The sequence below is a fragment of the Chryseobacterium urinae genome, assembly GCF_030518295.1.
Taxonomy (GTDB): Bacteria; Bacteroidota; Bacteroidia; order Flavobacteriales; family Weeksellaceae; genus Chryseobacterium; species Chryseobacterium mucoviscidosis.
The window spans coordinates 54,778-67,021 of the sequence record NZ_JAULSJ010000023.1 but is presented as its reverse complement, the minus strand read 5'-3'; the positions used below and the strand labels follow the sequence as shown (position 1 = coordinate 67,021).

At 36.2% G+C, this 12,244-nt stretch carries 9 protein-coding genes; 5 read left to right on the top strand and 4 right to left on the bottom strand.

What is annotated here, in order from left to right; all coding sequences use genetic code 11:
- Nucleotides 1-679: 679 nt before the first annotated feature.
- The 4 genes from QWT87_RS14700 to QWT87_RS14685 all read right to left on the bottom strand — a co-directional run bounded on the left by QWT87_RS14700 (nucleotide 680) and on the right by QWT87_RS14685 (nucleotide 5,275).
- A complete protein-coding gene (locus QWT87_RS14700) occupies nucleotides 680-1,876 on the bottom strand; it encodes an efflux RND transporter periplasmic adaptor subunit (RefSeq protein WP_116097014.1) in 1,197 nt (398 codons plus the stop codon).
- A gap of 29 nt (nucleotides 1,877-1,905) precedes the next feature.
- Nucleotides 1,906-3,177 (bottom strand): ABC transporter permease, encoded by a 1,272-nt coding sequence (locus QWT87_RS14695; RefSeq protein WP_235129838.1) that lies wholly within the window; start codon nucleotides 3,175-3,177, stop codon nucleotides 1,906-1,908.
- Nucleotides 3,178-3,257: 80 nt separating this feature from the next.
- On the bottom strand, nucleotides 3,258-4,487 hold the full coding sequence (locus QWT87_RS14690; RefSeq protein ID WP_302716806.1) for an ABC transporter permease: 1,230 nt from the start codon (nucleotides 4,485-4,487) through the stop codon (nucleotides 3,258-3,260).
- 98 nt (nucleotides 4,488-4,585) lie between these two features.
- Nucleotides 4,586-5,275 carry an ABC transporter ATP-binding protein gene (locus QWT87_RS14685; protein WP_076395968.1) on the bottom strand — a complete coding sequence of 230 codons (690 nt, stop codon included), beginning with the start codon at nucleotides 5,273-5,275 and terminating at the stop codon, nucleotides 4,586-4,588.
- Nucleotides 5,276-5,704: 429 nt separating this feature from the next.
- Here QWT87_RS14685 and QWT87_RS14680 point away from each other — a divergent pair, with 429 nt between their 5' ends.
- The 5 genes from QWT87_RS14680 (at nucleotide 5,705) to QWT87_RS14660 (ending at nucleotide 11,839) form a co-directional block, all read left to right on the top strand.
- On the top strand, nucleotides 5,705-6,679 hold the full coding sequence (locus tag QWT87_RS14680; protein WP_076395970.1) for a ribonucleotide-diphosphate reductase subunit beta: 975 nt from the start codon (nucleotides 5,705-5,707) through the stop codon (nucleotides 6,677-6,679).
- Nucleotides 6,680-6,684: 5 nt separating this feature from the next.
- A complete protein-coding gene (locus tag QWT87_RS14675; protein WP_302716801.1) occupies nucleotides 6,685-7,197 on the top strand; it encodes a hypothetical protein in 513 nt (170 codons plus the stop codon).
- Between the two features lie 326 nt (nucleotides 7,198-7,523).
- A complete protein-coding gene (locus QWT87_RS14670) occupies nucleotides 7,524-9,182 on the top strand; it encodes a ribonucleoside-diphosphate reductase subunit alpha (RefSeq protein ID WP_302716800.1) in 1,659 nt (552 codons plus the stop codon).
- Nucleotides 9,183-9,663: 481 nt separating this feature from the next.
- Nucleotides 9,664-10,260: a hypothetical protein gene (locus QWT87_RS14665; RefSeq protein ID WP_228457537.1), complete on the top strand. Its 597-nt coding sequence runs from the start codon at nucleotides 9,664-9,666 to the stop codon at nucleotides 10,258-10,260.
- 10 nt (nucleotides 10,261-10,270) lie between these two features.
- A complete protein-coding gene (locus tag QWT87_RS14660; RefSeq protein WP_302716798.1) occupies nucleotides 10,271-11,839 on the top strand; it encodes a hypothetical protein in 1,569 nt (522 codons plus the stop codon).
- Nucleotides 11,840-12,244 lie beyond the last annotated feature (405 nt).

Here is a 12,244-nt window from a genome sequence, read left to right as displayed (position 1 = left end):
AAAACTAATTCTCTGTCGTTCTTGTTTCGTATTTGCGAGTGCAAAAGTAATAACTTATTTTCATCTGACCAAATGTTTTGAAAGAAAATTTTAAAGTTTTTTCTGTAACCTTAACTCCTCTCTGCCATTCAATCTCTAACTCCTGCGCTTCCCCGTTTAGAGACTGCAAAGATACTGATCTTTTTTATTCCCGCAAGTTTTATTTTAAGTTTTTTTTTATTTTTAAATAATGAAGGAAAATATCAGAATCTCTTAAAAAAGACGTATCGCCTCTTTTCAGGAATCGTAAATTATATGCTTGTCTAAAAGCTCTTCTGCGCTTACTGATCCATTCTCGTTTTCAGTGGGGCAAAGATAACAACTTATTGTAACGCAAAACAAGTTTTGTTAACTTTAATTTTACTTTTAATTCATATTTAAACGTAAAATACTGATACACTGTAATAATATTTTTGGAAAAATTTAAACTAATGCTTGAGTTTTATTTGAAAACCTAAATGAAGGGTGAAATGGCAGCTATAATCTTTAATATATAATAGTCATATATTTTACAAATTGACTTTATTATACGATTAGAATCTACAATTACAAATTTAATTCTACTATATAATATGCGTAATAAAAAATCCCGAGAAGTTTCCCGGGATTTACAGTTTAAAAAATTTATAGTGTCAGTTTACTATTTTTTCGCTTTTTCTTTTAGCTCTTCTTTGTCTTTATCGGAAGGATTCCAAACTTTTACATCTGCGTTTTTATCAATTCCGGATAAGATCTGTACATTGATTCCGTCACTCGCTCCCAATTTCACATAGACTTTCTTAAATTTACCGTCTTTCTGCTTCACCTCAACGAAAGGAAGGTCTTTTCCGTTTTTCTTTTCGTACTGTACTAAAGATTCATCTAAAAGCAAGGCATTTTTCTGGGAGTTCAGAACGATTTCTCCGTTGGCAGAAAATCCTGCTCTGATGTATTCATTATTCGGATTGAAAACATCTCCTTCAACAGGAAATTTAATGGTTCCGTTATTATCTTTTCCTTTTGGAGCGATCATGGTTAATCTTCCCGGAAAGGTTTTGTTCTGAAGCGCACCGATAACGATATTCATATCCATCCCCTGCTTTAATTTTCCAGCCTGAGCTTCATCAATTTCTCCCTGAAAGATCAATGAATTCAAATCTGCAATGGAGCAGATGGTAGTTCCGGCGTTGAACGAGTTGGCTTCAATAACCTGACTTCCCACTTTTACAGGTACTTCAAGAACGGTTCCTGAAGCTTTTGAACGGATTTGGGTTGTTGCCAAGCCCTGCAATTCAGGAGTAGAACCCGTTTTTGCGATCTGTAAAGCTTTCTGAGCGGTCACCAATTGCTGCTGTGCGTTTCTTAAAGCCTGTTGTGTAGAATACAACTGTTGCTGTGCATTGAGAAATTCCTGTTTGGAAGCGACTCCCTGCTTGTAAAGCCTTTCCTGCATTTCAAACTGTTTGCGCATATTATCTACATTCAGTTTTGCATTGCTGATCTGAAGCTGCTGATTATTAACATTTTGCTGCGCATTATTTACCTCAGAAAGATTCGGAACGATTCTTACGGTTGCAATTAACTGCCCTACTTCTACTTTATCTCCTTCATCAACCAAAATTTTATCTATAATTCCGGCAATATTCGGCTTGATTTCGATTTCTTCTTTGGGAACGATTTTTCCTGTTGCCATCACTTTATCCTCCATATTCTGAACAGACGGTTTTCTGGTAAGGAAAGCCTCACTCTCTTTAGAATTGGACTTTACAAGATACCCGATCCCCGAGAACAGCGCCACTGCAAACAAAAGCCCCAAAATGATATAAATGGCTTTTTTCCAAGTGAATTTCTTTTTCATATATAGTTTATTTTTTTATTTAAATTATTTTATTCAGTTCGTAAAGCTTCAATTGGTCTGATTTTAACAGCTCTCTGTGCGGGAATCATTCCGATAATTAATCCTAAAACCACCATCACTGCCATTGCAGCAAATACGTTTCCATAGTTAACTGTAGGATTGTAGAACGGGAAGGAATCCTGTCCTTTTGTGGCAATATCGAGAATCATCAGAACAAAAATCCCGAAAATAAAGCCGAGCAACCCGGAAGAGAGTGTAATAACCACGCTTTCCAGAAGAATCTGGTTTCTTACTTCTGAAGGTTTTGCTCCTAAAGCTCTTCTGATCCCGATTTCTTTGGTTCTTTCTTTTACTGTAATTAAAAGAATGTTGGAAATTGCAATAACTCCGGCAAGAATGGTTAAAGTTCCTACAATAATGGTTAACAACTGCATTCCGGATAAGAAACCCGTCAGTTTTTTAAATTCTTTGCCTAAATTAAAACTTCCGAAGGCATTGGTATCATCCGGCGAAACTTTATTTTTGGCTTTCAGTTCCTGTTTTACTTTTTCTTCTACTGAATTTACATCTACATTCGGTTTGCTTACAATCGCGAACATATCAATATTATCCGCCGCATTGTACATTTTTGTGTAGGTGGATAACGGAATGAAAACCGAACGGTCATTTTCAAAACCTCCGTTTTTCTTGATTCTGAATACTCCGATCACATTAAAGAAAATTCCTTTTATATTAATGGATTTTCCTAAAGGATTTTCGTTCTTTTTGGAATCGAAAAAGTTCTTGTAAATTTCTTCTCCTATTACCGCTACATTTTTATTCCCGGAAACATCGGCGTCATTGAGATACCTTCCGAAGATCAGTTTTTTTTCTGAAATTTTATTTCCTACCGGGTAATCTCCCGTTAAAGAATAGGTTCCGCTTTTTCCGTTTCTGGACATTAATTCTCCGGGTGTTCCGGTAAAGCTTCCTCTTGAGTTCTGGGGCGATATATAATCAATGTCGGTGATTTTTCTTTTTAAAATATCGATATCCGAAAGTTTAAGATGCATCTGTCTTCCTTTCGGGAAACCGTCATAAGGAATGGATGTATTCTGCGCCCAAAGGAAAATAGAATTGGTGGCGAAACCTGAAAAAAGCTTATCAAAACCATTTTCCATTCCTTTTGCAGCACCCAGCAAACTAACATACAAAAACATACCCCAACCTACTCCAATCATGGTAAGGAAGGTACGAAGCTTATTATTTCTCAAGGAATAATAAATTTCCTGCCAAGTATCTTTTTTAAATATAATGTTCATTTGTTAATGTCTGTTTCTTTTAATAATGTCAATAGCTAAATTCACTGGCTAAACAAAATTTCACCATTCACTTTCTTTCATTATTCCGTTCTCAATGCTTCAATAGGTTTGATTTTTGAGGCTCTGTACGCGGGAACAAATCCTGCAATCAGTCCTGAAAACACCAGTGCAATGAATGCGGCTATGATGTGTCCCCATCCTACACTTGGATTTTTAATGAAGTATGCTTCCAGATTATCCCCGATTAAATATAAAGCCAGAACGCCGAGTCCCACTCCTATCAATCCTGAAATTACGGTAATCACCACACTTTCCTGAACGATAAGCGCAACAATGCTTTTGGGCTTTGCACCAATTGCTTTACGGACTCCGATCTCTTTGGTTCTTTCTTTTACGATGTACACCATAATGTTGCTGATCCCGATAATTCCTGCTGCCAAAGTTCCCAATCCGATGAAACCGACAATTCCTGTAAGTACAGCCATGAAAGCGAAAGTGTCGTTCATATTCTGAGCGTTGTTCCAGACTCTGATTCCGTTTTCGTCATCGGGAGCTACATTTTTTCGAGCTTTTAATCGTGATTTTAATTCATCACCATATTTAATTGCCTGTTCCGGTGTTAATTTGTCGTTGTATGCAATATAATTGATGCTTACAGTATCCGAACCTTTCTTCATTTGCTGCAAAGTGGTGATCGGAACTGTAATATGTCTTTCGTCCCAGTCTCCGCCGTCGTCCGAGAATACTCCGACTACTTTAAATATGGCTCCGTTGATGTCCAATTCTTTTCCTACCGGATTTCCGTTTTTTATAAGGTCACGCTGTACCATTCTTCCAATTACGGCAACATTCTGCTTTCTTTCCAGATCTGTCGGAGTGAGATAGCGGCCTTCCAGCATTTTTCTGTTTTCGATGATCTGCTCTTCGGGTTTGGCTCCGTTAATCTGATAATTTCCGCTTTCCTTGCCATATTTTACCAGTAAATTTGAGGTGTATCTCGGAGTAGAACTTCCTACCTTTTCTTTATCAATATTCACCAGAAAATCGTAATCATCATTATTCATCGTAACGGTACGATCGGACTGCAGACCGTTGTAAGCAATCGTCGTTTTTCCTGTTACAATAGAAATAAGATTTTGGGCGTCTCTTGCAAAACCCTGTGTAAAAGCATTTTGTAGCCCTGTTCCGATTCCGAAAAGGACAATGAAAATAAATAATCCCAAAGCCACAGTAAAACCGGAAAGCACCGTTCGCAATACATTACTGCGAATAGAACTGAATATTTCCTGCCAACGATCTAAATCGAACATATTCTTAGGTTTGATGCGGGAAGCGGGATGATTGAGGTTCTCCTGCCTTTCCGCTGATTTATTCTATTAATTAAACTTCTTTCTTCCAGCCTCCTGCCTCACAGCACCAACTGTTTAATAAACTCATCACTTTCAATAATTCCGTCGCGGAGAACAACATTTCTTTTTGTCTGCGCTGCCACATCAGGTTCATGGGTAACAACAATGATGGTTTTTCCTTCGCTGTTGATATCCTGAAGCAGCTTCATAATGTCATGCGTGGTTTTGGAATCCAGTGCTCCGGTGGGTTCATCGGCAAGCACCACTTTCGGATCGGTAATTAAAGCTCTTGCAATGGCAACTCTCTGTTTCTGTCCTCCGGAAAGCTCGTTCGGTAAATGATTTGCCCATTGAGCAAGCCCTACTTTTTCCAGATATTCCATGGCTTTCTGATTTCGCTCTTTTCGCGGAACATTCTGATAATACAACGGAAGCGCGACATTATCCAAAGCTGTTTTGTAGCCGATAAGATTGAAAGACTGAAAAATAAATCCCAGAAACTTACTTCTGTACTCGGCAGCTTTTACTTCAGATAAATGTTCAATAGGAACTCCGTCCAGCTCATACGTTCCGGAATCTTTTTCATCGAGAATACCAATAATATTAAGAAGGGTGGATTTCCCTGAACCCGAACTTCCCATGATGGATACAAATTCGCCTTCGGAAATGGTAAGATTAATTCCCTTGAGAACGTGCAGCTTACTTTTTCCGGTATCGTATGATTTATGTAAATCCTGAATTACTAACATTAAGCGGTGTATGTTTTTTATACCCAATAAGTAGACAGAATTTTTAATTTGTTACGAATATTGAAAAAATCTTTATTTAATTAATTGTTTAACAGATAAACTCTTTATTCAAAGCACTTTTTATTTTTTTGTTTAATTAAATTCTGCCTATAATCACGTTTTTGTTAACATAATACTTTGTAAGTCAATATTTAAGGGGCTTTCATGTAAATGTGGAAAACTTTTAAGGCTAAAACTCAACGAATTAGTGTTTCGCCCTTTTTATTACAGTTCTTTTTTTCGAACTTTGTACTTGCACAGATCAAAAAATAAATCGCTTCCGTGGTTAATAACTTTTACACATAAGTTACACCAAATCAGAATATTGATTATTTTTTGAACGTTATCCACATTGATCTATTTATTTTAATTTTTTAAGACATTTTTAATATGGGAATTTTTGATAAAAGAGTAAGTTACAAGCCATTTGAATACCCTGAGGTTCTTCAATTTGTAGAGGCAATCAACAAATCGTTCTGGGTACATTCCGAAGTGGACTTTACTGCAGATGTTCAGGATTTTCATTCGCAGTTGGAGCCGCACGAAAAACACGCTGTAAAAAATGCACTTTTAGCCATTGCACAGATTGAGGTGTCTGTAAAGACATTCTGGGGAAATCTGTACACTCATCTTCCAAAGCCTGAGCTGAATGGTTTGGGAGCGACTTTTGCAGAATGCGAATTCCGTCACTCGGAAGCGTATTCCCGATTGCTGGAAGTGTTGGGATATAACGATGAATTCCTTAATGTAGTGGAAATTCCTGCCGTAAAAAGCAGAATTGAATTCTTAGGAAATGCTTTAAGACACGCGAACTCCGCAACACCGAAAGAATATGTTTCTGCATTATTGCTTTTCAGTATTCTGGTAGAAAATGTTTCTCTTTTCTCACAATTTGCCATCATCCTTTCTTTCACAAGATTTAAAGGGTTTATGAAAAATGTTTCCAACATCATCGCATGGACTTCTGTAGATGAGCAGATTCACGCGAACGCAGGAATTTTCTTAATCAACAAAATCAGAGAAGAACAGCCAGATCTTTTAACAGACAGCGATATCGAAGATATTTATACTTTGGTTGATGAATCAATCGAAAGAGAAGGTGATATTTTAAGCTGGATCTTTGAACTGGGTGAAATCGACAATGTTTCTAAAGAAGATTTATTAAACTTCATGAAATACCGTGTAGACGACAGTTTAAAGAAGATCAACATGAAAACAAGATACAACGTAACTCCGGAACAGTACAGACCAATGGTTTGGTTCGAAGAGGAAGTTTTCGCTAATTCTATGGACGATTTCTTTGCAAAAAGACCGGTAGATTATACGAAACACGATAAGAGTATTACGGCGAATGATTTGTTTTAAATTGAATGCTAGATTTTTATAAAAATAAGTTTGAAAGAGAATTAAAAAGAAGAGTTGAACTAGATAATGCTGTAAACTCTCCTATTTTAGTTTGTTCACTATCTGTTGGATTAAACTCATACATAATTAAAGAACATAATTTTGCTGAAGTGTGGGATTTAAAAGACTACGTTATTATTTTCATATTAATTACCAGCTCAGTACTAATTCTTTTTTCTTGTTTTTATATTTTCCAGTCAGTTAATAATTTTCTTAGAGGGTTTGATTATCCAAACTTCGATTTGATGAGTAGATATCTAGATATTGAAATTTTCAACAAACAATGTGTTGATGAGAGTGAAAAAATAGATATAGATGAAATTATTAAAAATAAAATTGTTAAATATTCTGACGAAGCAACAATTATCAATGATAAAAGAAGCGAAAATCTTTTTAAAGCAAGAAAATTTATTATTTTAAATTTTATTACTACAACTATTAATATTATAATTATCACATCAATAAATCTTGCAAGATGAGTAATAATGATTCTAAACCAAAACCTCAATCCAAACCTAAACCACAAGAACCGGGTGACAGAAGAGAAAAAAGTGAAAATTTCCCAATAGTCAAAAAATAATTAATTTAATTGGCGTTTGAGAAAAACCAATCTCGAATAATTTTTTTACATATAAATATTATGGTTAAAATTAAAATCGGGAAATGGGGTAACTTAAAAGATTTATCTATTTCAATTTCCCCAATGCGAATTGGAATTGCAATCCTATCAACAGGAGCACTTGTAAATTTTAAAGATTTACTCTCATTCCTAAAATTATTTTTTAACTCATTTAATTAATTTAACATGGAAGAACAAAATACAAATATATGGTGGCTCAATGAAGAGTCTGAGCAAATGCTGAACAGAGGTTATTTGCTGAAGGGTGAAACTGTAGACGGAGCCATCGACAGAATTACCACTGCTGCTGCCAAAAGATTATATAAGCCGGAACTTCAGCCTGCTTTCAAGGAAATGATCACAAAAGGATGGATAAGTTTCTCATCTCCTGTTTGGGCAAACATGGGAACACAGAGAGGTCTTCCTATTTCGTGTTTCAATGTTCACATTCCGGACAGCATTGAGGGAATTACCCACAAAATGGGCGAAGTCATCATGCAGACCAAAATCGGAGGCGGAACTTCAGGATATTTCGGGGAACTTCGTAACAGAGGAACTGCGGTTACCGACAATGGAAAATCTTCGGGAGCGGTTTCTTTCATGAAGCTTTTTGATACAGCAATGGACGTTGTTTCTCAGGGTGGCGTAAGAAGAGGGGCTTTTGCAGCTTATTTAGACATCGACCACGGAGATATTGAAGAATTTTTGTCCATCAAAGACATCGGAAGTCCGATCCAGAATTTATTTACGGGAGTTTGCGTTCCGGATTACTGGATGCAGGATATGATCGATGGCGATATGGAAAAGCGTAAAGTCTGGGCAAGAGTATTGGAAAGCCGCCAGCAAAAAGGGCTTCCTTATATTTTCTTTACGGATAACGTTAACAGAAATAAACCACAGGTTTACAAAGACTTAGGACTTACTGTAAATGCAAGTAACCTTTGTTCTGAAATCATGCTTCCTTCAACAAGAGAAGAGTCTTTCATCTGCTGTTTATCTTCCATGAACTTAGAATTGTATGATGAATGGAAAGATACAGACGCGGTGAAATTAGCAATCTACTTCTTAGATGCGGTTTTATCTGAATTTATCGACAAAACAGAAGGAAATTATTATCTTCAGGGCGCAAGAAACTTTGCAATGCGTCACAGAGCGCTTGGTTTAGGAGTTTTAGGATATCATTCTTACCTTCAGAAAAATATGATTCCTTTTGAAAGTTTTGAGGCTACGCAATTCAATGCAAGAGCGTTCAGAAGAATCAAAGAACAGGCGGAACAGGCTTCAAGAGAGCTTGCCAATATTTACGGAGAGCCGGAACTGCTGAAAGGGTACGGATTAAGAAATACGACAACCATGGCAATTGCGCCTACAACATCAAGTTCTGCGATTTTAGGACAGACTTCTCCGGGAATTGAGCCGTTTGCTTCGAATTATTATAAAGCTGGTCTTGCGAAAGGAAACTTCATGCGTAAGAACAAATATCTTGCAAAATTACTGGAGGAAAAAGGGCTTGATAACGAAGAAACGTGGAGAACGATCATGTTGAATCACGGTTCGGTACAACATTTGAAGGAGTTAACGGATGAAGAGAAAGCAGTGTTTAAAACATTCAAGGAAATTTCTCCGATGGAGATTATTTCTCAGGCAGCCCAAAGACAACAATACATTGATCAGGCGCAGTCTCTGAATCTGCAGATCCCTTCTACAATGCCGGTAAAAGATGTGAACTATCTTTATATCGAAGCATGGAAAAAAGGTGTAAAAACCCTTTATTATCAAAGAAGTTCTTCTGTTTCTAAAGAAATGATGGTAAACTTTGTTACCTGCACCGCTTGTGAAGCATAAGATACTCAAATAATAAACATTACATATTCACCCGCACGCTTTTTTAAGCGTGCTTTTTTATGTTAAGAAAAATTTTAATACAATTTTAACATACAGATAAAGAAAATATTTTTTTATCGTAATCGTCTGTAAATATTGAAAATATTTCACTTTTAATCCCGAATCAGTGAATAAAATCATTGTATCTCTGTACTTTGATTATTTTTTGAAATAAAATATTAGTATATTTGCAAATATTTTTAATGATCATTTATAAGATTTGTATCATTGCAAAATATACTACCGAAGAGTAAACTTCCATTAAATCATAAGATAAATATTATTTTATTAAATAAAAAAACACAACACTCTATTCATAATTTAATTACCAAAATAAAAAGTTATAGCTGTAAATAGATCCATTGAATCTGTTTACAAAATAAAAAAACACATAAAAAAACCTAATCAAATAATAGCTATTGGTAAAAAGCTTATCAATGGTATGAACACAAAAATTATTTCTAAAATGTACAAAATTATCACTCTAATTTTGGTAATGCTCTCTTATGGCATTACTGCACAAGTCGGTATTAACACAAGTTCACCCGATCCGAGCTCTTCATTAGACATTTCAAGTAATTCAAAGGGACTTTTACTTCCCAGAATCAGTAATCTTTCTTTGGTTACCAATCCTGCAACAGGACTGGTTATTTTCGATACCAACAAAAAATGTATCAGCCAGAATGTAGGAACTCCGGCATCTCCGGATTGGGTATGTCTATCTCCTTATTCCGCAAGATTTTTCTATATGCCGAGTGTTGTTTTTGATACGACTACCATCGCTGCCGGACAAACGAAAGATTTATACACATTGTATAAAAATCAGTTTTCGAATATTCCTTCCAATGCAAGAAGTACTTCGGCTCCGGCAACCATTCCTTTTTTTCCTAACGCAACGGATCTTTATTATTATGTAACAGGATATGATTCTACTGTATTCAGGATTAACAGTATCAGCAGTACGGGAGTTTTAAATTATGATGTACTGGCAAACGCTACACCTGCTTCTTTTATTAACATTGTTTTTGTCGTAAAATAAGTAAAACATCATGAAAAAGAATTTCAAGGGGCTGTCATGGATGAGCCTTATCTTTACTTTGCTTACAAGTCTCGTGTACGCACAGACAGACAGTACTGAAGTTGCGAGTATTTACGGATTTTATTCTTACTCAAGCTCTTTAATGAATGCTTCTTCGGCATCCGAGCTTACCATACAGGGAAATGCTTCTCATACTGCAACAGGAGTACAGCTTACGCCGGCAAGCTCAAGTCAGTTCGGAGGATTGTTTATTAACGGCAGAACTTTTACTTCGGTAAATGGTTTACACGTAGAGTTTGAATACGATATGAAATCCGGTGCTGCGTTCAGCGGTTCATATGGTGACGGTTTATCTTTTTTCCTGTACGACGGTTCTGTCACCAATCCTACAATCGGATCTTCCGGTGCAGGTTTGGGATATGCTTATAACAGAGCAAAAAATGATTATGCTTCATTCAGAAAACCCGGTTTATCGGGAGCGTATCTCGGAATTGCGCTGGATGAATTCGGAAATTTTAAATCCAAACGTTTTCAGGGAGAATCCAGAGTTAACGGTATTGCCGGAGTAACATGGAGCCAGGGATCCAGTCACGTTACTTTAAGAGGAGCAAGAGGAGCCGCCATCAACAGCAATGGTTTAGGAGATGGTTACACAGGATATCCGGTTCTGGTAACCCGATCTACATTAAGCAATACAGGAACGGTAGGAAGAATATTACAGGCAGACAGATCGTATGCTGCAACCACCAATACACTGGCTTCTACTTTTGATCTGAGAAACGGAAGTGGAGAATTCAGAAAAGTATATCTGGATCTGATTCCTCATTTTGTAACGGCAACTACTACAGACGGATTTGATATAAAAGTGGATATTCAGACCACACAAAACGGAACACCAATTAATATTATTAATTATTATCATTACAAAACATCGCTTCCGTACAGTGAAAATGCCAATCCTGCGGTAACAGATTTTAACAGTTCCGATACTGAGGGCGCGGCTACAAACCAGACTTTAAATGCTGCAGTACCTTCGGTTTTAAAACTTGGTTTTGCGGCATCCACCGGAGCAGCGTATCAACAGCATATTATCCGAAATGTGAAATTAACACTTCCCTATTCCGCTGTTACAAATGATGATGTGGCAACAACCTGTAAGCTTCAGCCGGTTTCGATCCCGGTTTTGGATAACGATATTGCCTACAAAGGTCCCATCAGTATTACAACTCCGCCTACAGGGAATAAAAACAATATTGATAAAACGACATTCAGCTTTACAAAGACAAGTGATACCGATCTTACTTTATACCGCAAAAAAGTAACTCCGCAGGGAACATGGAGCTATAATAAAAGTACAGGAATTGTAACTTTCTATCCTTCAAGCGGCTTCACCGGAACTGCAACCATGACGTATACCGTGAAAGGAAAAACTTTAAAAGATTCTAACGGTAATATTGTTGAACCGTATGGTGACACAGCGTACAGATCGGTTCCTGCAACCATTACGGTTACTTTAAAGACAACAGGCTGTGTTTATTCGGTAGTTTCTAATAAAATGGTAACTCAGGGCATAAAGTAAACCTTAACTAAATTATATAACCAGACAGACCACAGAAATTTTCTGTGGTTTTTGTTTAGTCTTGAATGTAAAATATCATTTATATTTTTATAAATCTTATTATGCTTAAAACTATATTATATAAGAAATTACAGCATTTTCTGGGGAGATTTCACATTTTGTTACTAAGAATGATTATGAGGAATCACTGACCAAAAAAACAGCTCTTTGCACAGCTTATCATGTATAAATTATCCAATAATAACATCATCTATTCACCTGAGCTTGCTTTTATTGTAATTATACTTAAGTCTTTTTAAGTCCATTATTCAAATCACTACATAGAGATTAAACTATTTCTTACTTTTTTAATTTATATTTTATTTTAAAGCAAGACAAAATATAATAATTACGACCAAATTCATT

Excerpts from the sequence above, each read along its gene's own strand:
- QWT87_RS14700 (WP_116097014.1), bottom strand. The coding sequence starts at position 1,876 with ATGAAAAAGAAATTCACTTGGAAAAAAGCCATTTATATCATTTTGGGG.
- QWT87_RS14695 (WP_235129838.1), bottom strand. The coding sequence starts at position 3,177 with ATGAACATTATATTTAAAAAAGATACTTGGCAGGAAATTTATTATTCC.
- QWT87_RS14690 (WP_302716806.1), bottom strand. The coding sequence starts at position 4,487 with ATGTTCGATTTAGATCGTTGGCAGGAAATATTCAGTTCTATTCGCAGT.
- QWT87_RS14685 (WP_076395968.1), bottom strand. The coding sequence starts at position 5,275 with ATGTTAGTAATTCAGGATTTACATAAATCATACGATACCGGAAAAAGT.
- QWT87_RS14680 (WP_076395970.1), top strand. The coding sequence starts at position 5,705 with ATGGGAATTTTTGATAAAAGAGTAAGTTACAAGCCATTTGAATACCCT.
- QWT87_RS14675 (WP_302716801.1), top strand. The coding sequence starts at position 6,685 with ATGCTAGATTTTTATAAAAATAAGTTTGAAAGAGAATTAAAAAGAAGA.
- QWT87_RS14670 (WP_302716800.1), top strand. The coding sequence starts at position 7,524 with ATGGAAGAACAAAATACAAATATATGGTGGCTCAATGAAGAGTCTGAG.
- QWT87_RS14665 (WP_228457537.1), top strand. The coding sequence starts at position 9,664 with ATGAACACAAAAATTATTTCTAAAATGTACAAAATTATCACTCTAATT.
- QWT87_RS14660 (WP_302716798.1), top strand. The coding sequence starts at position 10,271 with ATGAAAAAGAATTTCAAGGGGCTGTCATGGATGAGCCTTATCTTTACT.